The organism is Dietzia cinnamea NBRC 102147 (assembly GCF_001571065.1).
GTDB lineage: Bacteria > Actinomycetota > Actinomycetes > Mycobacteriales > Mycobacteriaceae > Dietzia > Dietzia cinnamea.
This window is the reverse complement of sequence record NZ_BCSW01000008.1, coordinates 80054-107003: the sequence shown is the minus strand read 5'-3', so window position 1 is coordinate 107003 and position 26950 is coordinate 80054. Positions and strand designations below refer to the sequence as shown.

Sequence of the window (26950 nt, the reverse complement as noted above, 5' to 3'; positions counted from 1 at the left end):
AGTTGGCGCCGGTGGCGATTCCGCGAACTATATGGCCGGACGGAAAATTCGTCGGCGGGTTCTGAATGCTGAGGGCGTTGTTGCCCCACGTGCGGATGGTGCCGTTGTCCAGAAGCGCGAAGGACTGGCTGTTACTCGCAGACACTGCGATCACTCCGCTGTTTGCGGCTCGCAACGCTGCGGGCACCTGGACCGGAGCACCGGTACCCCCGCTGCCCCACGCATGGACGGATCCGTCGCTTGCGAGGGCGAGGGTGTGGTGGGAATAGCTGGAAACCGACGTGATCTGCTTGCCCGTGAGTGAGGCCGGAAGTGTCAGTTGCTGTTGGAAATTGTTGTCACCCCACACGATGACCTGCCCACTGTCAGTCACAGCCACTGAATGCACAGCACCAGCCGCGATAGCTGTGATCACCGCGTCGTCGACTTCTGGAGGAACTACGGCCTGGGCTCTGGTTGTACCGCCATCAGAGGCTCCCCACGCATAAACCTTGCCCTCCGCGGTGAGAGCGAGGCTATGGAGATGTCCGCCTGCGATGGCAGTGACGTTCTCGTTGTCCAACTCCGGAGGCATGACCAGCCGATCCGACCCCGGACTGCCCCACGTGTGGACTTTGCCATCGTTGGTCAGTGCGAGCAGGTGGTCGTTACCGGCGGCGATGGCAACAGTGCGGCCGGCTGTCTCCGGCGGGACCGACAAGATGGGCGGTGCGGGGCTGGCGGTCGCCCCCCATACGTCGATGCTTCCGTCTGCGGTCAACACCATCGAATGACTGGTGCTCCCATCCATCGCGATGATTTCCACACCGTTCAGACGGGCCGGGGGCTGATGCTTGTTGCCGGTCGCCTGTCCCCATCCATACACTTTGCCGCCGGGGATCACTGGAATCCCATCGCTGGCCGAGACGGCCGGGGCAGAAGTTACGATCAACACGCTGGCAGCCACCGTGGCCCCCACCGCCTCAACGACGGCGCCATCGGCCGCTCCCGTGCGCCTGAGATGCGGATGAGTCCGCACCCCTTAAATGTCTTACGTCCATGGAAATCTGTGCCCTCCTTCAGGGCCGGCACTGTCGTGTAGACGCGAGGTGAATAGTGCGAACATGACGATCATCACACTTTCTTGGTTCAAACTTATATCCCCCATTCGGGGTAAATTCTATTTATTTTATGCTAATCGTTGAAATCCGCGGCGCACTCCGACAGATGCCCGTCGTGGAGTGGGCCAACTGACCTGACGCGGTAGATCTCGTGGGCAAGGCGGTGCCGCATCACGGTCCTTGGCGAACTCCAACGCCGGGCCGTGAAGCACCGCGCAGGGTCAGCTTCGATCCGCGGCGGCAAATTCTGGGGCCGGTCGCCCGCGCGAGACAATGTCCGGGTCGTATAACCCTCGACCCGCTCGACCGCTGACAGAGGGGATGCCTAACGGGCTGGCGAACGAACACCAAATCGAGCGAGCTCGGCCTGCTCGGCGTCTCGCCCCCGATGTAGCGAGCGACGTCCTGGAGCGGTCAAAGACAAAAACGGCCGTAGCCAGGAGAATCCCGGCTTCGGCCGCCGCAGTTCTAAACTCAAACTGCTCTCGGTGGGCGAAGGGGGACTTGAACCCCCACGTCCCGAAGGACACTGGCACCTGAAGCCAGCGCGTCTGCCATTCCGCCACTCGCCCGAGTAACGCTCGAACAGGCTAACACGGCCCGCTCGATCGCCACTAATCAGCAGGTGGGAGCGGATGAAAGTCGCCAGAACGAAAACCGGGGAACCAGTGGTCACGGCTCTGGCGCGTGCTTAGAGCGGCCACCGCCTCTATGATCGACCGGATGCCGCCGGAAGCGGCCCGACCGGTCGTGCCCTGAGGCCACGACATGTGGGAGAGAGGAGGCGCGACGTGGGGATAGTCGGCAAGTTCGAACGGACCCTGCAGGGCGCCGTGGGCGACGCGTTCGCCCGACTCTTCGGTGGCAGAGTGGTGGCGGCCGAGGTGGAGGCACAGCTGCGCAAGCAGGCGGAGGCCTCCCTCAAGGTGGTCGACGGCCACCTGCTGGTGTCCAACAGCTACACCATCACCCTCGCGCGCTCCGACTACGCGTCGTTCACCGAGGACGAGGCACTGGCCGTGAAGACCTTCTCCCGCCACCTGTCGGATCACATCAGCGAGCAGGGCTGGGAGACCTACGGTCCGGTCACGGTGACCTTCGTGGAGCGCGACGACCTCCACACCGGACAGATGCGTATCGACGGGGTCGTGGACCCCGATGCCGTCCCGTTCCACATCTCGGCCGCCGCGCCGGCACCGCGACCGGGTCATCCCGCGCCGTCGTCGCCGTCGCGCCGCGAGCCGAGTGCGAGCAAGGAGAACATCGACATGCAGGCACCCGCCTCCAACTATCCCGTCGCGGCCGAGACCGGTCCCCGCAGCTCCGGCTGGGGCGGCCCGTCCGACGCGCCCACCCAGATCACGCAGGGGCGCTCGTCCCTGGCGGTCACGCTGCACCTCGAGGACGGCTCGGGCCGCACCTTCCGCCTCCAGCGGGGCTCCAACCTGCTCGGACGGGGTCAGGACGCCGCGTTCCGACTGCCCGACACGGGCGTCTCGCGGCAGCACGCGGACATCCACTTCGACGGGCGGGAAGCGGTTCTCACCGACCTCGGCTCGACCAACGGCACCACGGTCAACGGCGGCCCGGTCCAGGACTGGCAGCTGGCCGACGGGGACGTGATCCGGGTCGGACACTCGGAGATCACCGTCCGGTTCGACTAGCCTCGACACGAATGACCCCCGGAACCACCGGGGGCGGTGACACGTTGGTAGAGGTGACCCGACCGGCGAGGGGAGGACGGCACCAGTGCAGGGACTCGTTCTGCAGCTGTCGCGCGGCCTGTTGCTGGTGCTGCTGTGGCTCTTCATCTACCTCACGCTGCGCGCGCTGAAGACCGACGTCTTCGGCAACGTCGGCATGCGCTCGGCCGGCCGCACCGAGCGCCGCGGTGGCGTGTTCGGCCGGGGCGCCAAGGCCATCCGTCACCTCGTCGTCACCCAGGGCGCGCTGGCCGGCACCCGCATCACGCTGTCAGAGCAACCGGTCCTGCTGGGCCGCGCGGACTCGTGCACGTTGGTGATCGACGACGACTACGCGTCCAATCAACACGCCCGGCTGTCGCCACACGGCCCCGACTGGTTCCTCGAGGATCTGGGTTCGACCAACGGCACCTATCTGGACAGGACGCGGGTGACGACCCCCGTCAAGGTGGCCGCCGGCACGCCGATCCGGATCGGCAAGACCGTGATCGAGCTGCGCACGTGACCCCGGCGCTCGTCTACACCGCCAGGTCCCATCTGGGGATGGTGCGGGAGAACAACGAGGACTCGGCGTATGCCGGCCCGCGCCTGCTCGCACTGGCCGACGGGATGGGCGGTCACGCGGCGGGGGAGATCGCCAGCCAGTTCGTCGTGGCCGCGCTGGCCCGGCTCGACGAGGACGAGCCCGGGCAGAACCTCACCGCCGCCCTCACCCGCGCGCTCACCGTCGGCAACGAGGCGATCGCCGCCCACGTGGAGGCGCACCCGGAGACCGAGGGGATGGGCTGCACCGCCACGGCGCTGCTGTTCGACGGCCGCCGGATGGGTCTGATCCACGTGGGTGACTCGCGCGCGTACCTCCTGCGGGACGGGACGCTGAGCCAGATCACCAAGGACGACACGTTCGTGCAGTCACTCGTCGACCGCGGGGAGCTCTCCGCCGACGAGGCGCACACCCATCCGCGCCGCTCGCTCATCCTCAAGGCCCTGACCGGCGAGCCGGTGGAACCGACCGCCGTCATCCGCGAGGCCCGCGTGGGCGACCGGTACCTGCTGTGCTCGGACGGCCTGTCCGACCCCGTGAGCACGGAGACCATCGCCGAGACGCTCTCGACGGGCACGGTCGAGGAGGCGGCGGACCGGTTGGTGCAGCTGGCCCTGCGGTCGGGCGGGCCGGACAACATCACGGTCGTACTGGCGGACGTCGTGGACTCGCCGCGCGACGCCCCCGTGGTGCCCGTGGTGGTGGGCGCGGCGTCCGGCGACGAGCCGGGACAGATCGACCCGGCCGCCGATCCGTACTCGGACACCGCGGCCGGGAAGGCCGCCGCGTTCTCCCGCGCCCAGGTCGCGTCGCGCGCCGGGGAGGTCGGCGGGTCCGGTGCGGGACGTGGAGCCGCCGGCCCGGGCCCGACGGACGACGACGACGAGGGCGATCCCGCTCCGCCGCGTGGCAGCAGATGGCGTTTCGCGCTGAGCGTCGTCGGGGTCCTCGCGGTGCTGGCCGGGATCGTCGGCGTGTCGGCACTGCTCGTCCGCAGCAACTACTTCGTCACCGAGGAAGACAACCAGGTCGTGGTGAAGAGGGGCATCTCCGGGGAGGCCTTCGGCATCTCGTTGGCCTCGGTCAGCCAGGTCGCGTGCCTGGCCAGTGACGGTGACCTGACAATGCACTCCCCCGACGCCATCCCCACCGGCTGCGACGTGTTCACCCTGGGCGACCTGCGCGAACCCGCCCGGGAGACGGTGCGCGCCGGGATGCCGTCAGGCAGCCTGGCCGAGGCGACCGCCCAGGTCTCCCGCCTCGCGCAGGACAATCTCCTGCCGGTGTGCGAACCCGAACCACGGGACCCGGACCGCGACGGGCGCACCTCGCCGTCGTCGCCCTCCTCCCCCACCGGCCCGGCGCCGGTGCCCGGTGAGACCTGTCGGGCGGTGAGCTGACCGTGCCCAACGCCGCGTCGACCTCGCCCCCGTCCGATCCCCGGGGGCAGGCGGTCCCCGACCACCCGCGCCGGGGCAAGGAACTCGTCCTGCTCATCGCCGCGTCGGTGATCGTCGGGTTCGCGCTCCTGCTCGTCCAGCTGGCCCAGGAGCAGGAACTGTCCCCGGCACTGCTGTGGATCACGCTGGCGTTCCTCGGCCTGTCCGGCGGCGCCCACCTGCTCATCCGCTGGCTCGCCCCCTACGCCGACCCCGTGCTCCTGCCGGGCGTCGCGCTGCTCAACGGCCTCGGACTCGTGCTCATCTACCGGCTCGACCTGGCGTACGCCGCCAACGCCGCGGCCGCCGGCAACGATCCGCCCGGTATGGACGTGACCCGGCAGTTGCTGTGGACGTTCATCGGGCTCGGCCTCATGGGCGCGGTCCTGTTCCTCCTGCGCGATCACCGCGTCATGGCCCGCTACGGCTACACGATGGGGTTCGCCGGGCTCGTCCTGCTGGCGATCCCCGCCGTGCTGCCCGCGCGGTTCTCCGAGATCAACGGCGCCAAGAACTGGATCATCCTGCCCGGGTTCACCATCCAGCCCGGCGAGTTCGCCAAGATCCTGCTCATCATCTTCTTCGCGTCGATCCTCGTGGAGAAACGCGAACTGTTCACCACCGCCGGTAAGCGCGTGCTGGGGGTGGACCTGCCGCGCGCCCGCGACCTCGGGCCCATCATCGTGGCGTGGTTCCTGTCGCTCGGCGTGCTGGTGTTCAACACCGACCTGGGTATGGCGCTGCTGATCTTCGCCACCGTGTTGACCATGCTGTACGTCGCCACCGAGCGGGTGAGCTGGCTGCTCATCGGCGTGGTGCTGGTGGCGGTCGGCGGTGTGCTCGCCTACGCGCTGTTCGGACACGTCCGCGTGCGGTTCCAGATCTGGCAGGACCCGTTCGCGTTCTTCGACACCGGCGGCTACCAGAGCTCGCAGGCCCTGTTCGGCCTGGCCTCCGGCGGGATGGGCGGCACCGGGCTCGGCAACGGTCGGCCCGACCAGGTGCCGTTCGCCAACACCGACTTCATCACCTCCACCATCGGCGAGGAGCTGGGCCTCATCGGCCTGGCCGCCGTGCTCATGGTCTACGCGATCCTCGTGCTGCGCGGCATCCGCGTGGGGCTGACGATCCGCGACAGCTTCGGCAAGCTCGTCGCCGTGGGCCTGGCGTTCACCGTGGCCATCCAGATGTTCGTCGTGGTGGGCGGCGTGTCCACGCTCATCCCGCTGACCGGCCTCACCCTGCCGTTCATGGCGTACGGCGGGTCCAGCCTGCTCGCCAACTACGCCCTCCTGGCCATCCTGCTGCGCCTGTCCAACGACGCGCGCCGGCCCATGCCCACCCCGCGCCAGGCGCCGGCGCTCGCCGAGGCCGCCACCGGCCTGATGCGCACGCCGCGGCTGCTGCCGGGGCGGAGGAACGGGTGAGCGCCGCGTGAACGCCGCCATCCGCAGGGTCGCAGTGGCCGCCATGGTCATGGTGGTGGCCCTCCTCCTCCAGCTCACCTGGGTGCAGGTCTTCCGCGCCGACGAACTGCGCGCCGACCCGCGCAACACCCGCATGCTCCTCGACGAGTACTCCCGCCAGCGCGGACAGATCACCGCCGGCGGGCGCGTGTTGGCCATGTCCCTGCCGTCGGACGGGCGTTTCGAGTTCGAGCGCACCTACCCCACCGACCCCGAGGTGTTCGGCCCGACCGTCGGCTACTACTCGCTGCAGTTCGCCACCGCCGGGATCGAGCAGTCCCAGGACGCCTTCCTCAACGGCTCCGACCCGCGCCTGCTGTCCCAGCGCATCACCGGCCTCATCTCCGGCCGCACGCCCCAGGGCGGCTCCGTCGAGCTGACCCTCGACCCGGTCGGCCAGCGCGTCGCCTACGACGCCCTCCGCCGCGGCGCCGGCCAGGGCCCGTTCGTCGGGTCCGTCGCCGCCGTGCGTCCCTCGACCGGCGAGGTGCTCGCGCTGGCCTCCAGCCCCTCGTTCGACCCGGGCGCCCTGTCGAGCACCGACCCCGACGTGCGCGAGGCGGAGATGACCCGCATCGAGCAGAGTCCCGACCGGCCCCTGCTCAACCACGCCACCCAGCAGGCCCTGCCGCCCGGCTCGACGATGAAGGTCATCACCACGGCCGCGGCCCTCGAGCAGGGCATGGGCCCGGACACCCCCGTCTCCGGCGCCGACCGCACCCTCCTGCCCGGCACAGCCACCTACCTGCAGAACTACGCGGGTCAGACCTGTGGCGGCGGCACGGTCACCCTCCGCACGGCGCTCGAGCTGTCCTGCAACGTCCCGTTCGTGGAGCTGAGCCAGGAGATCGGCCCGGAGGCGTTCACCGAGATGGCCGAGAAGTTCGGCGTGGACGGGTCCGCCCCGGAGGAGTTCGGGGTGCCCGTCGCGCCGTCGGGGCTCGGGCAGATGGAGGACGCGGCCCAGCTCGCCATGAGCGCGATCGGCCAGAGCGACGTCCGCATGACCACCCTGCAGAGCGCCATGGTCGCCGCGACCGTCTCCAACGGCGGCGTCCGCATGGAGCCGCAGCTGATCAAGTCCCTGACGGCGCCCGACCTCTCCGTCGTCGAGGGTTTCACCCCTCGCGACGCGGCCCGCGCCCTCACCGACGACCAGGCCGCCACCCTCACCGACATGATGATCGGCGCCGAGGCCAACGCCGGCGGCGGCCTGCCCGGGGTGACCATCGCCTCCAAGACCGGCACCGCCGAGCACGGCGTCGACGCCTCCACGTCGATCCCCTACACCTGGTACATCGCGTTCGTCCCCGGCCGCGACGTGGCGGTGGCCGTGGCGGTCGAGTCCGGCCCCGGCATCACCCGCGACACCGTCGGCGCCACCTACGCCGCCCCCATCGGGCGCGAGGTCCTGGGCGCCCTCCTCGGGGGCGCGCCGTGAGCCTGAACTCCGGGGCTCTGCTGTCTCAGCGCTACCGCCTGCTGCGGCTCATCGCCACGGGCGGGATGGGCCAGGTCTGGGAGGCCGACGACTCCGTCCTCGACCGGCACGTCGCGGTCAAGGTCCTCAAAGCCGAGTACTCGTCCGACCCCGAGTTCGTCGAGCGGTTCCGGTCCGAGGCCAAGGTCACCGCGCGGATCTCCCATCCCGGCATCGCCACCGTCTACGACTACGGCCAGATCACCGACCCCGCCTCCGGCAGCCCGCTGTCCTACCTCGTCATGGAACTCGTGGTGGGCGAGCCGCTGTCGGACGTCCTCGCGCGCGAGGGCACGCTGCCCCTGCGCCACACGCTGGACATGCTCGAGCAGACCGGCCGCGCCCTCAACGCCGCCCACGCGATCGGGCTCGTGCACCGCGACGTCAAGCCGGGCAACATCCTCATCACGCCGACGGGGCAGGTCAAGCTCACCGACTTCGGGATCGCCAAGTCCATGGGCACGTCCGCCGTCACCCAGACGGGGATGGTCATGGGCACCGCCCAGTACATCGCGCCCGAGCAGGCGATGGGCCACGACACGACCCCGGCCGGCGACGTCTACTCCCTCGGCGTGGTGGGTTACGAGTGCCTGGCCGGGCGGCGACCGTTCGTCGCCGACTCACCCGTGAGCGTCGCGATGATGCACGTGCGCGACACCCCGGCGCCGCTGCCCGAGTCCGTGCCCGGCCCGGTCCGGCGCGTCATCGCCGAGGCGATGTCCAAGGATCCCGAGCGGCGCTACCCCGACGGCGAGGCCTTCGCCGAGGCCGTCGCCGACATCCGCGCCGGCTGCGATCCACGCCCGCCGAGTGCGTTCCTCGCCGCCGCGGGCGGGGCCGCCGCCGGGGCGGCCGCGGGTGCGGCGGCAGCCACCGCGGCGACCACCGTCCTCCCTGACGACGGCTCGGGCGTGTACCGCGCCTCGTCGGCCGGCGCGGATCCGACGCGCGCCTACACGAGCATGCACCCGGGCACCGCGGGTCGACCCCGCACCCAGGGCGCGCCCCGCACACAGGGTCCCGCACGCACGCAGGGGCTGCCGGCCGCGCAGGCCGCGGGTCGGCCCCACCGGTCGCCGGCCACCGGCCGACAGCCCGCCACGCCGGTCACCACGCGACCTCCCCGGCGTCGCCGCGGGGGCGGGTGCGCGGGGTGGTTCCTCGTGGTGTTCGTCCTGGTCGCCGCCCTGGCGGTCGCCGCGGCGGTCGCGCTGTCCAATCTCGGCGTCTTCGGCCCGGGCGGGCTGTTCGGCGGCGGCACCACCACTCCGCGGACGCCGGCCACCACGCCCGTCACCACCGTGACCACCCAGGCCCCCGCCCCGGCCCCCGCCCCGGCCCCCACGCCGCAGCCGAGCCGCACCCCGTCCCCCACGCCGACACCGGAGCCCTCGCCGTCGCCGACAGGGGCGCCGGCCACCTCCGACCTGCAGGACATGCTCGACTCGCTCACTTCGGAGTTCAGCTCGTTACTGCCGCAGCAGGGCGAGGGCCAGCAGGGCGCACAGGGTCAGCGCCAGGGGGGCGAAGGCCGGGGTGACGAGGGTCGCGGCGACGGTCCCCAGGCCAGCGGGCGGACCGATGGTGACGTGGTGCCCGTGTCGGCGCGCGGCGGGGGTGAGGGCGCATGACCACCCCGCCAGTCCTCGCGGGTCGGTACGAGATCGGCGAGATTCTCGGCTTCGGCGGCATGTCGGAGGTCCACCGCGGCCGGGACACGGTTCTCGGCCGCGACGTCGCCGTGAAGATCATGCGACCCGAGCTGGCCCGCGACGAGACCTTCTACCAGCGCTTCCGTCGTGAAGCGCAGAACTCGGCTTCGCTCAACCACCCGTCGATCGTCGCGATATACGACCAGGGTGAGGAGCACACCGACGAGGGCTCCCTGCCGTATATCGTCATGGAGCTCGTCGAGGGCGACACCCTGCGCGACATCATCCGGATGGACGGTCCGATGCCGCTCGAGCGGGCGCTCGGCGTGATGGCCGACGTGTGCGGGGCACTCGACTTCTCGCACAAGAAGGGCATCGTCCACCGCGACGTCAAACCGGCCAATGTCATGATCTCCCGCGACGGCGCGGTCAAGGTCATGGACTTCGGCATCGCGCGCGCGATCAGCGACTCCTCGTCGACGCTCACCACCACGTCGTCGGTCCTCGGCACCGCCCAGTACCTGAGCCCGGAGCAGGCTCGCGGCGAGAAGGTCGACGCCCGGTCGGACCTGTACTCCGCCGGCTGCGTGCTCTACGAGATGGTCGCCGGGGTGCCGCCGTTCACGGGCGAGTCGCCGGTCGCGGTGGCGTACCAGCATGTCCGCGAGTCCCCACGGCCGCCGTCGGCGGTCAACCCGGAGGTGACGCGGTACGTCGACGCGGTGGTCATGCAGGCCATGGCCAAGAACCCGGAGAACCGCTACACGTCGGCCGGGGAGATGCGCACCGATCTCATCACGGTGCTCACCGGCGGCCGTCCGGCGGCGCCGTTGGTGCTGTCGGACGACGATCTCGACGACGACGAGCGGCCCGACGCGCCACACGGGTTCACCGGCGCGGGGTACGGGACCGGCCGGCCCCAGCAGTCTCCGTCGGATGCGCTCACGGAGGCCCACGATCTGGCGGGCGTGGCCGGCGGCGTGGCCGGCGGAGCCGCGGGGGCCGCGGGGGCCGCGGCGGGCTCCCGTCCCGCATCCCACTCCGCGGGCGGTCGCCGTCCGGCGGCCCGCGACGGCGACCGCCGCAGGCCACGGGGGGTGGCGGTCGCGCTGGCGGTGCTGCTCGTCCTGGGCGGCGTCACGGCCGTGTCCCTGTGGGCGACCTCGAACGGCGGCGGCGGGATCTCGCGGCCGCAGGAGGTGACGATCCCGGAGGTGGCGCAGCGGCCGGTGGCCGAGGTGGTCGAGGAGCTCACCGCGCTCGGCCTGGAACCGGTGCAGGCGCCGGCGCCGCACCCGGAGATCCCCGAGGGTCACGTCATCTCGTCGGACCCGATCGCCGGCAAGCGCCTCGCGGTGGGCTCGGAGATAAACCTGGTCGTGTCCACGGGTAAGCCGATCCTGTCCGTGCCCAACGTCATGGGGATGTCCCCCGCCGACGCCCGGTTGGCGCTCGAGGAGGCGGGGTTCGAGGTGGTCCCGGAGAACGAGGCCCGACCGTCGACGCCGGAGGACCAGGACAAGGTCGTCGACACCGATCCCGCCCCGGGCGCGCAGGTGCCCTCCGACCGGCCGGTGCGGTTGACGGTGGGGTCCGGTCCCGAGCAGGTCGCGGTGCCCGGGGTGATCGGTCAGGGCGCCGAGTCCGCCCGGGCCACGCTCGAGGCCGCGGGCTTCCGCGTGGACACGCTGCGCGTCGACGGCACCGCGCCGGAGGGTCAGGTGGTCGGCCAGTCGACGCCCGCCGGGCAGTCCCAGCTCAAGGGCGCGACGATCACGCTGCAGGTCTCGGCCGGGAACCGGTTCGAGATGCCCAACATCGTCGGCGACACCGTCGAGGAGGCGTTGGGCAAGCTCGAGCAGGCGGGCTGGCGCGGGGATCGCGGTCAGCTCGTCGAGCTCCCGCAGAACGACCCGGACCTGTCGCGGGTCGGGCGGATCTACTCCCAGCAACCGCCGGTCGGTGAGGCGGGTGTCAACGATCAGGTCGTGGTCCGGGTGATCCGCTTCGGGCTGGTGCCCGGGCCCGGCTGACCGGCCGGTCGCCCGCCCCGCGCGCGGCGTGCAGCGGTCAGGCGTCGCTTCTGCACGGTTCGCCGAACCACGTCCTGGGGATTCGCTGACCGAAGTGACGGCTCGCGCCATCCGGCCGCGGTCAGGCGAGGGCGGCGCCGCGGGTCCGGTCGAGCTCCGACTCCAGCCGCGTCACCAGGGTCTCGGACGGACGCTCCCCGCACATCCCCAGCCAGTTGGCGAGCATGCGGTGCCCGCCGTCGCTCATCACCGACTCGGGGTGAAACTGCACGCCGTGGACGGGCATGTCGCGGTGCCGCATCGCCATGACCAGCCCCGACTCCGTCCACGCCGTCGGCACGAGGGCGTCCGGGATCGTCTCGGGCAGCACGGTCAGCGAGTGGTAGCGCGTGGCCGTGAACGGGCTGGGGATGCCGGCGAGGACGCCGGAGTCGTCGTGCGTGACCCGGCTCGTCTTGCCGTGCATGAGCTCGGCGGCGCGGTCGACGGTCGCGCCGAACGCCTCACCGATCGCCTGGTGCCCCAGGCACACGCCCAGCACGGGCACGCCCGCGCGGCCACAGACCCCGATCAGCGGAATCGTGGCACCCGCCCGGCCAGGCGTTCCGGGCCCCGGGCTGAGCAGGACGCCGTCGTATCCGCCGATGACGCGTTCCAGACCGGCCGGGTCGTAGCGGCCGTCCGGGCCGGCGAGCCTGAGGTCGTCGTTCCTCCACACGTCGCACGTCGCGCCCAACTGGCCCAGGTACTGGACCAGGTTGTAGACGAAGCTGTCGTAGTTGTCGACGACGAGAATGCGCATAGACGCAGCGTACTGCCCTCGGGCCGGGGAGCGTCTCCGGTGGGCTTGGTAGACTCGCCCCGACATCCCCCACCACGAGGACTGAAATGCCCAAGTCAAAGGTCCGGTCCAAGACCGAGTACACCGACGCGGCCGTCAGCCGCACCCCCGTCAAGGTCAAGGGGACCCCGACGGCGCGCTGGTACCTCGTGCTCATGCTAGGTCTGATGATCGTCGGACTGCTGTGGCTGGTCACGTACTACATCGCCGGGGAGAAGATCCCGTTCATGCGCGATCTGGAGACGTGGCAGAACTTCGCGATCGGCTTCGGTGTGGCCGTCGTCGGGCTGCTCATGACGATGAACTGGCGCTGACGGTTCTCCACAGACCCCCGCCGGGGAGGCGCACCCGCGCTTTCCACAGGCTTTTCCACAGGTCACCCCCCGCACGACGCGGGGGGTGACCTGCATTTTCTCCGAAATGTGTCTATTTGTGCAGGTCAACAGCCCGATCGCAAGGCCGCCAACCACAGTGACCCCGCTCCTCCACACCCCTCACACACTGTGGACAACTCCCTCCACACTGGGGATAAAGCCTGTGGGACGACGACGAGGTCGACACCGCAGGTCGGGCCCGCTCCGACTCGAACGACTTTCGAACTCCACGCGTGTTATTCCTCCACAGTGTGGATAACGCCTGTGGATAAGGGAGGATGGGCGTGTGAGTGGTGAGGCGGTCTCCGGAGGGGAGCCCAGGGCGGTGTCGTGGTCGCCGGGCATGGTGTGGCCGGGCGTGCAGATCGCCGCGGGAGTGTTGCTGGTGGTGCTCGGACTGCAGCGCCAGGAACCGCTCGCGTTGCTGCTCACCGGCCTGGCGGCGCTGTTCCTCATCCCGTCCGGGGTGTCCCAGTTACTGCGGCGGCCGCGGATCGAGGTCGTCGACGGGCAGCTGGCGATCGCCACGCTCGGACGGGTGATGTTCGTGCCCCGGTCCGAGGTGGTGGAGGTGCGCGCCCTCGGCTCGGCCCGGTGGGGCGTGCGGCAGCACATGATGAGGCTGGAGTACACCGACGAGCGCGGCCGCGAGCAGCTCGACGTGTTCACCCGGCTCGATCTGGGCACCGATCCGCGCGACGTCGCGGAGACGCTCACGCGGCTGGGGTTCGGCGGCCGGCGCGGCGACACGTAGGTGCGGCCGGCGCGGCGACACGTAGCCACGGGCGGGAGGGCAGCGAGATGGCGCGGCGGCGGCGCCGGGCAGCGGGGCGGGGCCGGCGGGGCTCAGCGGAGGACGACGAACCCCGCGGTCATGGACTCCGCCGCGTACCACGCGGCGAGCCCGACGAGGACGACGACGACGAGGTACGCGGTCCACGACACGACCTCCCGCCCCCCGCGACCCACACGGGGGGGCAGGCGCCGCGGCAGCACCACCAGCGCGACGGCGGCGACCGCGCCCACCGCGAGCCCGCCGAGATGCGCGCCCAGCGAAACCCCGGGGACGAGGAAGCTGACGCCGATGTTGAGTACGAGCAGCAACCCGATGCCCTTGACGTCGAGGCGCAGGGACATCGCGACGATGGCGTATGCCCCCATCAGCCCGAAGATGGCCCCGGAGGCGCCGGCGGTGAGCGCGTTCTGGCTGGTGAACATCACCGCCACGGACCCACCGAGGGCGGAGACGAGGTAGAGACCGAGGAACCGGGCGTGCCCGATGCTGCGCTCGATCCCCAGACCGAGGATCCACAGCATGTACATGTTGAGCAGCAGGTGCATCGGACCGAAATGCTGGAACGCCGAGGTGAGCAGCCGCCACCACTCGTCGCGGACCGCCACCATCGGCGGGAACAGGGCCGTGGCCTCGAACAGGGCCGAGGCGCTGTTCGCCATGATGCTGCGCGCCTGCGCCGCGGTGGCGACGTAGACGGCGAGATTGGCGGTGATGAGCCACGCCGTGACCGGCTGGAGGCGGAAGAAACGCGAGACCGCGCCACCGCGGTGGGTCTGGATGCTCATGGCTCCCGGTTCGTCGTGCTGCGGATAGACGTGCGGCGCGGGTCCGTGTGTCCCGGGACCCGCGCCGCCGACCGGCCGGGGAGGTCGGTCAGGAGATCTCGATCGACTCGATCACGACGTCCTCGGTCGGGCGGTCCATCGCACCGGTACGGGTGGTGGCGATGGCGTCGACGACCTTGCGGGAGTCCTCGTCGGCGACCTTGCCGAAGATGGTGTGGCGGTTGTTCAGGTGCGGCGTGGGGCCGACCGTGATGAAGAACTGCGAACCGTTGGTGCCCGGTCCGGCGTTGGCCATGGCCAGCAGGTAGGGCTCGGAGAACTGCAGCTCCGGGTGGAACTCGTCCTTGAACTGGTAACCCGGGCCGCCGCGGCCGGTGCCCGTGGGGTCGCCGCCCTGGATCATGAAGCCGGAGATGACGCGGTGGAAGATGGAGCCGTCGTAGAACGGGCCGGTCTTCTCCCCCTTGGCGTTGGCTTGGGAGTACTCCTTGGAGCCGTCGGCCAGCCCGACGAAGTTCTGCACGGTCTCCGGGGCGTGGTTGCCGTACAGCTCGACGACGATGTCGCCCCGGTTGGTGTGGATGGTTGCCTTCTGCGTTGCGATGCTCACGTGTCCCATCCTGCCACGATGGTGGAACCGATGTCGGCGAGGTGGTGGTCGGTGTCCGAGCGCTGTGCCACCATCGTCACATGAGCACACGAAGCGATCGCGCCGCCCACCGCAAGGCCGTCAAGCAGGCGGACAAGGACCTGAACAAGGCCGGGACCGCCGCGCGCAAGGCGTTCGACCTCAAGGACCCGCGGTTCCTCGGCGAGGCCGCCGTCGCCGCCACCCGGGGCCCCGTCGGGCTCGCCCTCTTCGGAGCAAGCCGCGGCATCCAGGTGCTCCGTGAGCGCCGCGCGGAGCAGGCGGAGATCCTCGGTGACCTCGCGGCCGACGCCCGCCAGCACGCCGACTCCCTGCGCGAGAAGACCTCCGCCCTCGCCACGCCGCAGGAGAAGCGCAGCCCGCTGCGTCGCTTCGCGCCGCTGTGGATCGTGGGACTCGTCGGCGGTGCCGCCGTCGTCGGCGCCACCGCGTACTTCCTGCGCGACCCGGGTTCGCCCGCTCCCTCCTCCCCGCCGGCGCCCAAGCCCACCCCGGCTCCGCCGCGGACGCCCACGCCGGCCGAGGCGGCCGCCGACTCCCGGGGTGACGCGGCCGGATCCACGGGCCCGGACGCCCGTGAGTCCGAGGATTCGGAGACGGGCGAGGACCTGACCATCGAGTCCCCGGATCCCGAGGGCCCCGCCGACCAGTCCGCCGAGTCCTCCCCGGCCGCGGGCAGCGCCGCGCCCGGCCCCGCTGCCGGTTCCGCGCCGCAGCCCTCCGATGACGCCGCGGGGGACGACACCTCGACGGGCGGTCAGACCACGGACGGCAACACCACCGGCGCATGAGCCGATCCGACGCGTCGGCCCACGACCCGGCGCTCGAGATCTCCGCGTCGGCCCTCGAGGAACTGGGCCCACTGGACGTCCACGCGCTGTACCGACTGCGCGTGGACGTCTTCGTGGCCGAGCAGGACTGCCCGTACGCCGAGATCGACGACGTCGACGCCGACCCCGGCACCACACATCTCCTCGCGCGGGGGTCGGGCGGTGAACTCGTGGCGACACTGCGCGTCTTCGCAGACGACGCCGCCGACGGACTCATGCACGTCGGGCGCGTGTGTACGGCACCGTCGTGGCGGGGCCGGGGTATCGCGGCCGACCTGATCCGCCGGGCGTTGGAACTGTGCGGTGACCGGCCGGTCGAGATCGGGGCCCAGGCCCACCTCGAGCGGTGGTACGAGCAGTTCGGATTCGTCCGGTGCGGACAGGACTACATCGACGGACGGATCCCCCATCTGCCCATGCGACGCGACCTCCTAGGATGAGACCAGGCTCACCCTTCGATCGCTTCCGAGGACACACATGACGTCTGCCGCCCCCTCCGTCCCGCTGGTCAAGGCTCTCCTGCCCGAGAACGAGATGCCGACGCACTGGTACAACATCCAGGCCGACCTGCCCGAGGCGATGGCGCCCCACCTGCACCCCGGAACCAAGGAGCCGCTCGGTCCCGAGGACCTGGCGCCCCTGTTCCCGATGGCGCTCATCGAGCAGGAGGTGACCCCGGAACGGTACATCGAGATCCCGGAAGCGGTCCGGGAGATCTACCGGCTGTGGCGGCCGTCGCCGCTCATCCGTGCACGGCGTCTCGAGAAGGCGCTGGGCACCTCCGCCCGCGTCTACTACAAGTACGAGGGCACCAGCCCCGTCGGTTCACACAAGCCGAACACCGCGGTCGCGCAGGCGTACTACAACGCCGCCGAGGGCATCACCAAGCTGACCACCGAGACCGGCGCCGGCCAGTGGGGTGCGTCGCTGGCGTTCGCCGGGCAGGCCTTCGGGATCGAGGTCGAGGTGTGGCAGGTCAAGGCCTCCTTCCACTCCAAGCCGTACCGGCGCATGCTCATGGAGACCTTCGGGGCGTCCGTGCACCCGAGCCCGTCCGACCTCACCGAGGCCGGTCGCGCGCTCCTCGCCAAGGACCCCGACACCCCGGGATCTCTCGGCATGGCCGTGTCCGAGGCCGTGGAGGTGGCCGCCGCGGATCCCGAGACCCGTTACTCCCTGGGCTCGGTGCTCAACCACGTGTGCCTGCACCAGACCGTGATCGGCGAGGAGGCCATCACGCAGCTGGCGGTGTTCGGCGAGGGCGCGCCGGACTACGTGTACGGGTGCGCCGGCGGTGGCTCCAACCTCGCCGGGCTGGCGTTCCCGTTCATCCGGGAGAACCTCGCCGGCGCGAAGACCGAGATCGTCGCGGTCGAGCCCACGGCCTGCCCGTCGCTGACGGAGGGCGAGTTCCGCTACGACCACGGTGACGTCGCCGGCCTGACCCCGCTGATGAAGATGTACACCCTCGGCCAGGACTTCGTCCCGGATCCCATCCACTCCGGCGGCCTGCGCTATCACGGCATGGCGCCGCTGGTCAGCCACGTCAAGCACCTCGGCCTGCTCGACTCGATGGCGGTGGAGCAGAACGTCGCGTTCGCGGCCGGCGTCGAGTTCGCCAAGGCGGAGGGCATCGTTCCAGCCCCCGAGTCGACCCATGCACTGGCCGGCGCCATGGCGAAGGCCCGCGAGCACGCCGGCGAGGCCGGGACCGGGCCGTCGATCGTGATCGGCCTGTCCGGTCACGGCTTCCTCGACCTGCCCGCGTACGAGTCGTTCGTGCGCGGCGAGCTGGGCTGACGCGCCGGACGGGGCCCGCGCCCCCCACCAGACCACCAATCACGTTCCCTACCCTCGATAAAGGAGCCCCCAATTGACCAAGACCATCGAGTTCACCGATCGCGTCGCGATCGTCACCGGTGCGGCCGGCGGCCTGGGCCGCGCGTACGCCCTCGCGCTGGCCGAGCGTGGTGCCAAGGTCGTCGTCAACGACCTCGGTGGCGACGTCCGCGGTGAGGGCGGGTCGCCGTCGCTGGCGCAGCAGGTCGTCGAGGAGATCACCGCGGCCGGCGGCGAGGCGATCGTGGACGGCAGCGACATCACCGACGAGGCGGCGGTCGAGGCCATGGTGTCGACGGTCATGGAGAAGTGGGGCCGGATCGACATCCTCATCAACAACGCCGGCATCCTGCGCGACAAGTCCTTCGCCAAGATGGACATCGCCGACTTCCGCAAGGTCATCGAGGTCCACCTCATGGGCTCGGTGAACTGCACCAAGGCGGTCTGGCCGCACATGGCCGAGGCCGGCTACGGCCGCATCCTCATGACCACGTCCTCCTCCGGAATCTACGGCAACTTCGGCCAGGCCAACTACGCCGCGGCCAAGTCGGGACTGGTCGGCCTGATGAACGTCCTGGCCATCGAGGGCGAGAAGAAGAACATCAAGGTCAATTCCATCGCTCCGACGGCCGCGACCCGCATGACCGAGGACCTGCTGCCCCAGCGGGTGCTGGACATCATGGGTCCCGAGACCATCGCGCCGGGCGCCCTGTTCATGGTCAGCGAGGACGCCCCCACCAAGACGATCCTCGGGGCCGGCGCCGGTGTGTTCGCGGTGTCGCAGATGGTCGAGAGCCGTGGCGTCTACCTGCCCGAGGGTGCGCGGACCCCCGAGGTGGTGGCCGAGCGCTGGGCCGAGATCGCCGACGTCACCGACGCCAACCCCCTCGAGGGCGCCTTCGAGCAGACCTCGAAGTACGCCGCGCTGGCCGCCCGCGAGCTCGGCCTGCACCTGGAGAGCTGACCGGCCGGCCGCGGGTCACTCCTGGTCGGCGAACTGCGTCTCGTACAGTTCCGCGTACCGTCCGCCGCCCGCGAGCAGCTCGGCGTGGGTACCCGACTCCACCACGTGCCCCGCCTCGAGGACGAGGATCCGATCCGCGGCCCGGACGGTCGACAGCCGGTGCGCGATCACCAGGGACGTCCGGTCGGACATCGCCTCGGTCAGTGCCTCCTGGACCGCGGACTCGTTGGTCGAGTCCAGCGCACTCGTCGCCTCGTCCAACACCACGACCGACGGCTCGGCGATGAGCAGTCGCGCGATGGTCAGGCGCTGACGTTCTCCACCCGACAGCCGGTATCCGCGGTCACCGATGACCGTGTCGAGACCGTCGGGCAGCGAGGCGACCAGGCCTTCGAGCCGGGACCGGCGCAGGGCGTCCCACACGAGATCGTCGGTGACCTCCGGGCGCGCGAAGGTGAGGTTCGCCCGGATGGTGTCGTGGAAGAGGTGGCCGTCCTGGGTGACCATGCCGACCGTGCGACGGAGCGACGACGACGTGACGTCACGCACGTCCAGTCCCGCGACCCGCACCGCGCCCGAGTCGACGTCGTAGAGGCGGGGCAGGAGTGAGGCGATGGTCGACTTCCCGGCTCCCGACGACCCGACGAGCGCGACCATCTCGCCCGGCGCGGCGCGGAACGAGATCCCGTGCAGCACCTCCTGCCCACCGCGGGTGTCGAGGACCGCGACCTCCTCCAGGGAGGCCAGCGAGATCTTGTCCGCCGCGGGGTAGGAGAAGTGGACGTCGTCGAACTCGATGGTCGCGGGGCCCTCGGGGATGTCGACGGCGTCGGGGGCGTCGGCGATCAGGGGCTCCAGGTCGAGGACCTCGAAGACCCGCTCGAAGCTGACGATGGCCGTGACGATGTCCATCGGGGCGTTGGCCAGCGCCGTCAGCGGGCCGTAGAGGCGGGTGAGCAGCAGCGCCAGCGCGACGACCGACCCGGCGTCCAACCCGCCGTTGAGGGCGAACCACCCGCCCAGTCCGTAGACCAGTGCCAGCGCCAGGGTGGACACGAGCGTCAGCGAGTTCATGAACACGCTCATGAGCAGCGCGGTGCGCACCCCGATGCCGCGGACCCGCCCGGCACGGGCCGCGAATTCCGCCGACTCCGCGGAGGGCCGACCGAACAGCTTGACCAGGGTCGCCCCACCGGCGTTGAACCGCTCGGTCATCTGGTCGTTCATCGACGCGTTGAGGTCCGAGGCCTCGCGTCGGAGTCGTGCCAGACGCCTGCCGACGTACCGGGCGGGGAACAGGAAGATCGGCAGCAGGAGGACCGACAGCACGGTGATCTGCCAGTTGATGCCGGCCATCACCGCCAGGGTGAGGACCAGCTGCACCAGGTTGGACACGACCCCGGAGAGGGTGTCGGAGAAGGCCCGCTGGGCACCCATGACGTCGTTGTTGAGGCGACTGACCAGGGCGCCGGTGCGGGTCCGCATGAAGAATGCCACCGGCATCGTCTGTACGTGGTCGAACACCGCGCGACGCAGGTCGAGGATCAAGCCCTCGCCGATGCGCGCCGACCACAACCGGGTGAACACGGCCGCGACCGCCTCGACGACGCCGATCGCGGCGATCAGTACCGCGAGCCCGACGACCACCCGAACCGGCGAGGCCTCGACGATCGCGGTCACGACCCGGCCCGCGAGCACGGGGGTCAGGACCGCCAGCGACGCCCCGAAGACGGAGAGGATGAGGAAGACGACGATCCGCCGGGTGTGGGGGCGCGCGAACTGCCCGATCCGGCGGAAGTTCTCGCGGGTGAAGACACTCCGGTCGAGCGAGATGCCGTTGTTCTCGGCCCGGTACAGCGTCCGCATGGCGGCCATGTGCATGGACAAGCCGGGCCACTCCTCTCACGCCGGTCGAGGGGTGTACCGACGACACCTCCGTACAACCCGGCCGGTGCCCGACCTATTCCGGCCCGGGTCGGAGATCGCGGGTCCTCGTCGTCGTCATCATCGAGGCCTTCTGGACAAAGACCGACGGTATGTCTAGACACGGCGCGGGTTTTTGTCTAATGTCGGGTGCAACACAGTGGCATATGCCACACAACGTTGATTCGGAGGTCGTCAGCGATGTCCAGCACCGAGTACATCCGCCCCACGGACGGGGCCGATGAGCACGAGGCGCCTCACGCGCATCATGACCATCACGGACACGACCATCACGGCCACGACCACGCGGACGTCGAGCCGTACGCGTGGACCGACGCCAAGCGCTACCTGTGGCTGCTCGGAGTGATCCCGGCGATGGGCCTGTTCCTCTCCATGCCGTTCGTCGCCGGCTTCAACGCCCTCGGCTGGGATATCCCCGCGACCATCGCGTGGTTCCTGCTGCCGTTCCTCGTCTACGTCGCCATCCCGCTCGGCGACCTGGCGATCGGCGCCGACGGGGAGAACCCGCCGGACGAGGTCATGGACAAGCTCGAGGCCGATCCGTTCTACCGGTGGTGCACCTACCTGTACATCCCGCTGCAGTACGCCTCGCTCATCGCCGCCTGCTACCTCTGGACCGCCGACGACCTGTCCTGGCTCGGCTACGACGGCGGCCTGAGCGTCGCCGCCTCCATCGGCGTCGCCTGGACCGTGGCCATCACCGGCGGCATCGGCATCAACACCGCTCACGAGCTCGGCCACAAGATCGCGGGCAGCGAGAAGTGGCTGTCCAAGGTCGCGCTCGCCACCACCGGTTACGGCCACTTCTTCATCGAGCACAACCGTGGCCACCACGCGCGCGTCGCCACTCCGGAGGACCCCGCCAGCTCCCGCTTCGGAGAGTCCTTCTGGGCGTTCCTGCCGCGCAGTGTCGTCGGCTCGCTCCGCTCGGCGTGGTCGCTCGAGTCCGAGCGTCTCGGCCGCCTGGGCAAGAGCCCGTGGACCCTCCGCAACGACAACCTCAACGCCTGGCTCATGACCGTCGTGCTGTTCGGCGCGCTCATCGCGATCTTCGGGTGGGAGGTCGCCCCCTGGCTGATCGTGCAGGCGATCTTCGGGTTCTCCCTGCTCGAGGTCGTCAACTACCTCGAGCACTACGGACTGCTCCGCCAGAAGACCTCGGCGGGTCGGTACCAGCGCTGCCGCCCCGAGCACTCGTGGAACTCCGACCACCTGGTGACCAACATCTTCCTGTACCACCTGCAGCGCCACTCGGACCACCACGCCAACCCGATGCGCCGCTACCAGATGCTCCGCAGCTTCGAGCAGGCCCCGCAGCTGCCGTCCGGGTACGCGACGATGATGGTCATCGCCTACATCCCGCCGCTGTGGCGGAAGGTCATGGACAAGCGCGTCCTCGACCACTACGACGGCGACATCACCCGCGCGAACATCCAGCCCTCCAAGCGGGAGAAGATCCTCGCCCGCTACGGGGCCGGCTCGACCGCGGTGGCGGAGAAGATCATCGCCGACACCGACATCGCGACCGACCAGACCTCGCCCACCGGTGAGTACGTGTGCCCCAACTGCGGGAACCACTACTCCGAGGCCGCCGGCCTCCCGCGCGAGGGCTTCCCGCCCGGCACCCCGTGGTCGGCCATCCCCGACTCCTGGCAGTGCTCGGACTGCGGCGTGCGCGACAAGGTCGACTTCCTGCCGGTGAAGTGACCCCCGCGTACGGGGTGGGAACCCGGCCCTCCCCCGCCCGGAACCGGGTATCCGCAACAATGGACACCATGCCCCGTCACCGCCAGACCAGTGACCGACCCTCCCCCGCGGACGCGCGCGGGGAGCGTCGGCCGCTCCGCAGCACCGTGTTCGAGGCCATGCACGAGCTCCTCGGCTCGCGCGACTGGTCCGCGGTCACCATGTCCGACGTCGCCAAAGCCGCCGGACTGAGCCGGCAGACCCTCTACAGCACGTTCGGCAACCGGCAGGGTCTGGCGCAGGCGTACGCGCTGCAACTGTCCGAGACGTTCGCCGGTGAGATCCGCGACTCCATCATCCGGTATCCCGGGCAGATCGAGACCGCGCTGCGTGAGGGCATCAACGGCTTCCTGCTCTCCAGCCAGCGCGACCCGCTCATCCGGGCCCTGCTCACCGGGGACATCAAGCCGGAGCTGCTGCGGCTCATCACCACCGAGGCCGGCCCCCTCATCGAGCGGGCCACCGAGGTGCTCACCCCCGCCCTCGCCGAGAGCTGGATGCGGATCGAGGAGACGCAGGCCCGGTTGGCGGCCTCAATCATCGCCCGCATCGGCATCAGCTTCATCTCGCTGCCGCCCGAGGATCCCGACCAGCTGGCCTCCGGCCTGACCGAGGTCATCGCGCCCTACCTGCAGAAGGTCGTCCAGGTCGACCTCCCCGGCTGAGCCCCTATCCCCCGTCGCCGAGCATCGACTCGGTGCCCGGCTGGCCCGGCACCGGCACACTCGCCTCCAGGAACAGCCCCCGCGCCTCCACGCACAGACGATCGCCGGCGTGGATCGTCGCGTGCGTCCACGTCTTGCGGCCCTCGCGCTCCTGAACCCACGCGCGGAACGACAGCGGCTCGAGCAGCGGGGTGGGCGACCGGTAGTCGATCTCGTAGTGCGCGGTCATCCCGAAGCGGCCGCCCCAGTGGTTGGCGAACCCCATCATGTGGTCGATGATCAGCGCGCTGATACCCCCGTGGACACAGCCGGGAGGGCCCTGGTAGACGGGGCCCAGCGTCACCTCGGCACGCACCGAGCCGTCATCGCACCCGTAGAACTGAACCGGCGGGGCGAGTGGATTCTCCGGCCCGGCAACCGGGTTCGACCGGCGGGTGCCCGCACCCGTCCACATGATCTCCAGCCGCTTCGCCGGCGACGGGACGCGCGGTTCGATCAGGTCGGCCACCGCGGCCAGGCGGTCGGCGATGTCCCCCAGCTCGACCTCCGAGTGCGCCAACGCCGCGGTCGCCTCACGGAGTCGACGCAGCTCGGCCACTACGCGGTCGAGCTCGGGATCCGCCGGCGGCAACTCCGGGGTGGGGATCGGTTCGAACCTTGTGCCCAGTCGCTTGCGCGCCGCCTCGAGGGAGAAGTCCTCGTCCGAACCCAGCTTCGGCAGGGGTACGCCGCCGAATCCGGGACTATCGCTCTGTTTAGTCATACTCTAAGGGTATGTCGACACCTGTCAATCCGAAGCCGTTCGATCCCGCTACCTATGGCCCCTGGGCCCTCGTCGTGGGCGGAAGTGAGGGCGTGGGCGCCGAGATCGCCTTCCGCCTCGCCGATCAGGGGGTGTCCACGATCCTCGTCGCCCGCAAGACCGGGCCCCTCGAGGAGACCGCGGAGGCCGTCCGCGCCAAAGGAGTCGAGTGCCGGACCCTGTCCGTCGACCTCACCGAGCCCGGCGCCACCGAGGGCATCGCCGCGGCCTGCGAGGGTCTCGACCTCGGCCTCATCGTGCTCAACGCCGGCGCCAACACCTACGGCTCCGAGTTCGTCGAGTCGGACATGGACAAGGTCCAGAAGGTCATCGACCTCAACATCACCTCGCCGATGCAGATCATCCGTCAGTTCGGCCCCGGCCTCAAGTCCCGCGGCCGCGGCGGCATCGTGGTGATGGGCTCGATGGCCGGCTACCTCGGTCACGCCGACATGAGCGTCTACTCCGCGGCGAAGGCGTTCAGCCGCGTCTTCGTCGAGGGCCTGTGGCTGGAGATGCGTGAGTACGGCGTCGACGTCGTCGAGGTCATCCTCGGCGTCGTCCGCACCCCCGCGATGGTGCGCGCCGGCCTGGACATGGATCTGCCCGGCTTCACCGTCAGCGAGCCCGAAGAGGTCGCCGAGGAGGTCCTGGCGTCCATCGGCAACGGGCCGATCCACGTCTGTGGCGGCGAGAACAACCGCAAGGGCGTCGAGTTCTCGTCCGGCGTCGACCGCGGCCGGATCGTGGCCGGCTCGCACAAGCGGATGAAGGCCCTCCGCGGGAACTGACCCCCGGGTCGCGGGCGCGGTCAGCCCTCGATGGGCTTGCTCTGATCCCCGTCGAGCATCCAGCGCGGCGTGACGAACATGCCCGTGACCGACGCGCACAGGGTGTCACCGGCGTGCAGCGTGCCCGTGCACCACAGTTTGCGCCCGTCCACCCGGTCCTGGCGGGCCTCGAACCGCAGGGGCGTGTCCAGCGGGGTGGGGGCGACGTAGGTGACCTGCAGGTCCACCGTCATCCCGATGCGCTCCGCCGCGGCGTTGGCCAGGCCGAGCATCTCGTCGAACAGCATCGCCACCACGCCGCCGTGCACACATCCGGGCGGGCCCTGGAACTCCACGCCCAGCGTCAGGTCCGCGCGGACGGTGCCGTCCGGGAGTACGGCGGCCTCCAGCGGCGGGGCGGCCGGGTTGCGCGAGCCGATCACCGGGTTGGAGGCGATGTGCTCGGGCACGCCCCATGAAGCGTACTCGGCCGGCGGGTGGGGGGTCGCGGCGTTCTCGATGCGGTCGGCCAGCTCGCGGGCCAGCTCGATCTCCGCGGCCAGGTCCTCGAATTCCGCGCCGGAGACGAGGCCGCGGATGCGCCTCAGCTGGCGGGCGAGCTCGGTGGCACCGGAGGCGTGGTCGGGCTGGTCGAGGAAGGTCTGAGCGGAGACGGCTTCCCCGAATTCTTGCTGTTCGGTCACGCCGTGTGACGTTACTCCGCAGTCGGGCGCCGCCCGACGTGGCCCGGCGTCAGGCCGCCACCTCGCGGAGCCGGGCGGTCGGCGGGCACAGGCCGGTGTCGAAGATCCCGCCGGTCGTCAGCGCGCGGATCCGACGGACCTGCTCGACCAGGGCGTAGAGACCCTCGTCGTCGTCGTCCATCCGATCGACAGCGCGACCACCGCCTCGCGCGGGTCCCACGGACCCGGGTCCATCCCCGGCCGGTCCCGTCGCTCGACGGCGACCTGCCCGCTCACGCCTGCACCGACCCGACGGCGTCCACAGCGGCCGACGCGCCGCCAGCACCGGTCGCACCGGTCGCCCCCGCCGCGCCCCGACCCGCACGCCGGCCGAAGAACGACCCGTCGCCCAGCGAGGTACCGGAGATGTAACCGTCACCGTGGAGCCCGTGGGTGCAGCGGCCCGCGGCGAACAGGCCGGGGACGGGATCGCCGGCGCGGCTCAGCACGCGGGAGTCGAGGTCGGTGTGCAGTCCGCCGAGCGTGAAGCCCTGCGCCTTGAGGGGCAAGCCGTTGAAGGTGTCCGGCCCGCCGGCCCCCGTGGGGTATGCGCCGAACGGCGGCTCGAGCGGGCGCACCCACCGCGCGCTCTTGCCGAACTGCGGGTCCTCGCCCCGCGCGGCGCCCTCGTTGTAGCGGCGCAGCTGGTCCGCCAGCGCATCGGCGGGCAGACCGCAGTCGGCCGCCAGCTCCTCGATGGTCTCGGCCGCGTGCATGGGCTGCATGCCCCACAGCTCGTTCTCCGGCACGTCCTCGATGCCCTTCTCGTCGATGATCACCCACACCGGCGGGCGGCGGTGGTGCACGGCGGCGTGGCAGTACAGGCCCGGGTACACCTCCTCGTTGATGAAGCGGTGGCCGTCACCGTCGACGAGCATCGAGCCCACGACCAGGCGCGGGATGATGAGCATCGCGGTCTCAGTCTGGTGCATACGACGGACCGCGGCGCCGGCCTCCATGCCCATCTCGATCCCCGAGCCGTCGTCGCGGCCGTCGGAGACCTTGTCCTTGCCCAGCTGCTGGGGCGCCCACTGCTCGAGCATGCGGTCGTTGTCCACGAACCCGCCCGTGGCCAGTACGACACCGCCGGTCGCGCGGTACTCGCGCTCCTCACCGAACTGCGTTGCGCGCACGCCCACCACACGGCCGTCCTCGACGATCAGCGACCGCGCCTTGACGTCACAGTGCAGGTCGACGCCGGCCTTCTCTGCGGTGGCGACCAGCGAGTCCATGAGGAGGTTGCCCGCGAAGTTCGGGCCGGGCGGGCGGTGACCGCGGGCGGCCGGTTTCGCCAGCGAGGCGTAGGGCTCGGCGCGCTCTCCCATCCACATGAGCCCCGAGTCGTCGCCCGGCATCCACGTGGGGGTGTCCCACAGCTTGTGGTTGAACACCGCGCCGTGATCGACCAACCAGTCGTGGTGCTCGACGGCGCCGGCGCAGTATTCGTCGATCTTGGCCTGATCGGCGTTGGGCCCGAGGGCGGCGGTGAGGAACGCGCGCATGTCCTCAACCGTGTCGGAGATGCCGAGCGCCCGCTGGGTGGCCGTTCCGCCGCCCAGGTAGATCTCCCCGCCGGACTGTGCAGACGAGCCACCGGGCCCGGAGGCGCCCTCGATCGCGATGACCGTGGCGCCGGCCTCGGCGGCCTCGATCGACGCGCACGCTCCCGCGATGCCCATCCCCACGACCAGGACGTCCGCCGTGAATACCGATGGACCGGTGTCCGGTGAAGTGTCCGCCATACCGGAACTATAACGTGTTCACCCCCTCAGGCAGCGCATTAAC

Annotated in this window: 25 protein-coding genes and 1 tRNA gene; 16 read left to right on the top strand and 10 right to left on the bottom strand. The window is 70.5% G+C overall.

Annotated features, from left to right (window positions below):
- Both DCI01S_RS17145 and DCI01S_RS05190 read right to left on the bottom strand, forming a co-directional pair.
- Positions 1–946: RCC1 domain-containing protein (locus DCI01S_RS17145; RefSeq protein ID WP_218001308.1), on the bottom strand; the 946-nt coding region annotated here is incomplete at its 3' end.
- A 643-nt stretch (positions 947–1589) separates the two neighbouring features.
- Positions 1590–1672: transfer RNA gene (locus tag DCI01S_RS05190), tRNA-Leu, on the bottom strand.
- A gap of 219 nt (positions 1673–1891) precedes the next feature.
- Between DCI01S_RS05190 and DCI01S_RS05185 the strand changes: the two genes are divergently transcribed.
- The 7 genes from DCI01S_RS05185 to pknB all read left to right on the top strand — a co-directional run bounded on the left by DCI01S_RS05185 (position 1892) and on the right by pknB (position 11417).
- Entirely contained in the window at positions 1892–2764 is an 873-nt protein-coding gene (locus tag DCI01S_RS05185; protein WP_061228264.1) for an FHA domain-containing protein, read from the top strand.
- Positions 2765–2849: 85 nt separating this feature from the next.
- On the top strand, positions 2850–3308 hold the full coding sequence (locus DCI01S_RS05180; protein WP_061228263.1) for an FHA domain-containing protein FhaB/FipA: 459 nt from the start codon (positions 2850–2852) through the stop codon (positions 3306–3308).
- Positions 3305–4747, top strand: coding sequence for a PP2C family protein-serine/threonine phosphatase (locus tag DCI01S_RS05175; protein WP_061228262.1), 1443 nt, complete (start codon positions 3305–3307; stop codon positions 4745–4747). The genes DCI01S_RS05180 and DCI01S_RS05175 overlap by 4 nt, the downstream gene beginning before the upstream one ends.
- 2 nt (positions 4748–4749) lie before the next feature.
- The gene (locus tag DCI01S_RS05170; protein WP_061228261.1) at positions 4750–6213 is read left to right on the top strand and encodes an FtsW/RodA/SpoVE family cell cycle protein; all 1464 of its coding nucleotides are present in this window, start codon (positions 4750–4752) and stop codon (positions 6211–6213) included.
- 7 nt (positions 6214–6220) lie between these two features.
- On the top strand, positions 6221–7693 hold the full coding sequence (locus DCI01S_RS05165; RefSeq protein ID WP_061228260.1) for a penicillin-binding transpeptidase domain-containing protein: 1473 nt from the start codon (positions 6221–6223) through the stop codon (positions 7691–7693).
- The gene (locus tag DCI01S_RS05160) at positions 7690–9363 is read left to right on the top strand and encodes a serine/threonine-protein kinase (RefSeq protein ID WP_061228259.1); all 1674 of its coding nucleotides are present in this window, start codon (positions 7690–7692) and stop codon (positions 9361–9363) included. Before DCI01S_RS05165 ends, DCI01S_RS05160 begins: the two co-directional genes overlap by 4 nt.
- Positions 9360–11417: a Stk1 family PASTA domain-containing Ser/Thr kinase gene (pknB, locus tag DCI01S_RS05155; protein WP_061228258.1), complete on the top strand. Its 2058-nt coding sequence runs from the start codon at positions 9360–9362 to the stop codon at positions 11415–11417. The genes DCI01S_RS05160 and pknB overlap by 4 nt, the downstream gene beginning before the upstream one ends.
- A gap of 121 nt (positions 11418–11538) precedes the next feature.
- On the opposite strand, the gene DCI01S_RS05150 is transcribed toward pknB, so the two are convergent.
- Positions 11539–12219 carry an aminodeoxychorismate/anthranilate synthase component II gene (locus DCI01S_RS05150; protein ID WP_061228257.1) on the bottom strand — a complete coding sequence of 227 codons (681 nt, stop codon included), beginning with the start codon at positions 12217–12219 and terminating at the stop codon, positions 11539–11541.
- An 86-nt stretch (positions 12220–12305) separates the two neighbouring features.
- Between DCI01S_RS05150 and crgA the strand changes: the two genes are divergently transcribed.
- Both crgA and DCI01S_RS05140 read left to right on the top strand, forming a co-directional pair.
- Positions 12306–12572 (top strand): cell division protein CrgA, encoded by a 267-nt coding sequence (gene crgA / locus DCI01S_RS05145; protein WP_061228256.1) that lies wholly within the window; start codon positions 12306–12308, stop codon positions 12570–12572.
- A 346-nt stretch (positions 12573–12918) separates the two neighbouring features.
- Positions 12919–13386 (top strand): PH domain-containing protein, encoded by a 468-nt coding sequence (locus DCI01S_RS05140; RefSeq protein WP_061228255.1) that lies wholly within the window; start codon positions 12919–12921, stop codon positions 13384–13386.
- Between the two features lie 92 nt (positions 13387–13478).
- On the opposite strand, the gene DCI01S_RS05135 is transcribed toward DCI01S_RS05140, so the two are convergent.
- Positions 13479–14213, bottom strand: a complete 735-nt coding sequence (locus DCI01S_RS05135) for a rhomboid family intramembrane serine protease (protein ID WP_061228254.1) — start codon at positions 14211–14213, stop codon at positions 13479–13481.
- A gap of 88 nt (positions 14214–14301) precedes the next feature.
- Complete coding sequence (locus DCI01S_RS05130) at positions 14302–14832, bottom strand: peptidylprolyl isomerase (RefSeq protein WP_167349543.1); 531 nt, start codon at positions 14830–14832, stop codon at positions 14302–14304.
- Positions 14833–14903: 71 nt separating this feature from the next.
- Here DCI01S_RS05130 and DCI01S_RS05125 point away from each other — a divergent pair, with 71 nt between their 5' ends.
- The 4 genes from DCI01S_RS05125 to DCI01S_RS05110 all read left to right on the top strand — a co-directional run bounded on the left by DCI01S_RS05125 (position 14904) and on the right by DCI01S_RS05110 (position 18495).
- Entirely contained in the window at positions 14904–15653 is a 750-nt protein-coding gene (locus tag DCI01S_RS05125; protein ID WP_061228253.1) for a hypothetical protein, read from the top strand.
- Positions 15650–16132, top strand: a complete 483-nt coding sequence (locus DCI01S_RS05120) for a GNAT family N-acetyltransferase (RefSeq protein WP_061228252.1) — start codon at positions 15650–15652, stop codon at positions 16130–16132. The genes DCI01S_RS05125 and DCI01S_RS05120 overlap by 4 nt, the downstream gene beginning before the upstream one ends.
- Positions 16133–16169: 37 nt before the next feature.
- The gene (locus DCI01S_RS05115) at positions 16170–17492 is read left to right on the top strand and encodes a TrpB-like pyridoxal phosphate-dependent enzyme (protein ID WP_061228251.1); all 1323 of its coding nucleotides are present in this window, start codon (positions 16170–16172) and stop codon (positions 17490–17492) included.
- 73 nt (positions 17493–17565) lie between these two features.
- Positions 17566–18495: an SDR family NAD(P)-dependent oxidoreductase gene (locus DCI01S_RS05110; protein ID WP_174521525.1), complete on the top strand. Its 930-nt coding sequence runs from the start codon at positions 17566–17568 to the stop codon at positions 18493–18495.
- A gap of 15 nt (positions 18496–18510) precedes the next feature.
- Here DCI01S_RS05110 and DCI01S_RS05105 read toward each other — a convergent pair whose 3' ends face one another.
- Positions 18511–20382 carry an ABC transporter ATP-binding protein gene (locus tag DCI01S_RS05105; protein ID WP_082767650.1) on the bottom strand — a complete coding sequence of 624 codons (1872 nt, stop codon included), beginning with the start codon at positions 20380–20382 and terminating at the stop codon, positions 18511–18513.
- Between the two features lie 237 nt (positions 20383–20619).
- Here DCI01S_RS05105 and DCI01S_RS05100 point away from each other — a divergent pair, with 237 nt between their 5' ends.
- A complete protein-coding gene (locus DCI01S_RS05100) occupies positions 20620–22146 on the top strand; it encodes a fatty acid desaturase (protein ID WP_061228249.1) in 1527 nt (508 codons plus the stop codon).
- A 68-nt stretch (positions 22147–22214) separates the two neighbouring features.
- Positions 22215–22850 carry a TetR/AcrR family transcriptional regulator gene (locus DCI01S_RS05095; protein ID WP_244881655.1) on the top strand — a complete coding sequence of 212 codons (636 nt, stop codon included), beginning with the start codon at positions 22215–22217 and terminating at the stop codon, positions 22848–22850.
- Between the two features lie 4 nt (positions 22851–22854).
- On the opposite strand, the gene DCI01S_RS05090 is transcribed toward DCI01S_RS05095, so the two are convergent.
- A complete protein-coding gene (locus DCI01S_RS05090; protein ID WP_061228247.1) occupies positions 22855–23613 on the bottom strand; it encodes a PaaI family thioesterase in 759 nt (252 codons plus the stop codon).
- Between the two features lie 11 nt (positions 23614–23624).
- On the opposite strand from DCI01S_RS05090, the gene DCI01S_RS05085 reads away from it, so the two are divergent.
- Positions 23625–24443 (top strand): SDR family NAD(P)-dependent oxidoreductase, encoded by an 819-nt coding sequence (locus tag DCI01S_RS05085; RefSeq protein WP_061228246.1) that lies wholly within the window; start codon positions 23625–23627, stop codon positions 24441–24443.
- A 20-nt stretch (positions 24444–24463) separates the two neighbouring features.
- Here DCI01S_RS05085 and DCI01S_RS05080 read toward each other — a convergent pair whose 3' ends face one another.
- Genes DCI01S_RS05080 through DCI01S_RS05075 form a run of 3 tightly spaced genes read right to left on the bottom strand, consistent with a single transcriptional unit; the run spans position 24464 to position 26907 of the window.
- Complete coding sequence (locus DCI01S_RS05080; RefSeq protein WP_061228245.1) at positions 24464–25126, bottom strand: PaaI family thioesterase; 663 nt, start codon at positions 25124–25126, stop codon at positions 24464–24466.
- A 49-nt stretch (positions 25127–25175) separates the two neighbouring features.
- Positions 25176–25346 carry a hypothetical protein gene (locus tag DCI01S_RS17140; RefSeq protein ID WP_174521524.1) on the bottom strand — a complete coding sequence of 57 codons (171 nt, stop codon included), beginning with the start codon at positions 25344–25346 and terminating at the stop codon, positions 25176–25178.
- Positions 25347–25398: 52 nt separating this feature from the next.
- The gene (locus DCI01S_RS05075) at positions 25399–26907 is read right to left on the bottom strand and encodes an FAD-dependent oxidoreductase (protein WP_061228244.1); all 1509 of its coding nucleotides are present in this window, start codon (positions 26905–26907) and stop codon (positions 25399–25401) included.
- Between the last annotated feature and the right edge of the window lie 43 nt (positions 26908–26950).

Bases quoted from the DNA above. Each gene is read 5' to 3' on its own strand.
- pknB (WP_061228258.1), top strand. From the start codon at position 9,360: ATGACCACCCCGCCAGTCCTCGCGGGTCGGTACGAGATCGGCGAGATT.
- DCI01S_RS05150 (WP_061228257.1), bottom strand. From the start codon at position 12,219: ATGCGCATTCTCGTCGTCGACAACTACGACAGCTTCGTCTACAACCTG.
- crgA (WP_061228256.1), top strand. From the start codon at position 12,306: ATGCCCAAGTCAAAGGTCCGGTCCAAGACCGAGTACACCGACGCGGCC.
- DCI01S_RS05135 (WP_061228254.1), bottom strand. From the start codon at position 14,213: ATGAGCATCCAGACCCACCGCGGTGGCGCGGTCTCGCGTTTCTTCCGC.
- DCI01S_RS05130 (WP_167349543.1), bottom strand. From the start codon at position 14,832: ATGGGACACGTGAGCATCGCAACGCAGAAGGCAACCATCCACACCAAC.
- DCI01S_RS05125 (WP_061228253.1), top strand. From the start codon at position 14,904: ATGAGCACACGAAGCGATCGCGCCGCCCACCGCAAGGCCGTCAAGCAG.
- DCI01S_RS05120 (WP_061228252.1), top strand. From the start codon at position 15,650: ATGAGCCGATCCGACGCGTCGGCCCACGACCCGGCGCTCGAGATCTCC.
- DCI01S_RS05115 (WP_061228251.1), top strand. From the start codon at position 16,170: ATGACGTCTGCCGCCCCCTCCGTCCCGCTGGTCAAGGCTCTCCTGCCC.
- DCI01S_RS05100 (WP_061228249.1), top strand. From the start codon at position 20,620: ATGTCCAGCACCGAGTACATCCGCCCCACGGACGGGGCCGATGAGCAC.
- DCI01S_RS05095 (WP_244881655.1), top strand. From the start codon at position 22,215: ATGCCCCGTCACCGCCAGACCAGTGACCGACCCTCCCCCGCGGACGCG.
- DCI01S_RS05090 (WP_061228247.1), bottom strand. From the start codon at position 23,613: ATGACTAAACAGAGCGATAGTCCCGGATTCGGCGGCGTACCCCTGCCG.
- DCI01S_RS05085 (WP_061228246.1), top strand. From the start codon at position 23,625: ATGTCGACACCTGTCAATCCGAAGCCGTTCGATCCCGCTACCTATGGC.
- DCI01S_RS05075 (WP_061228244.1), bottom strand. From the start codon at position 26,907: ATGGCGGACACTTCACCGGACACCGGTCCATCGGTATTCACGGCGGAC.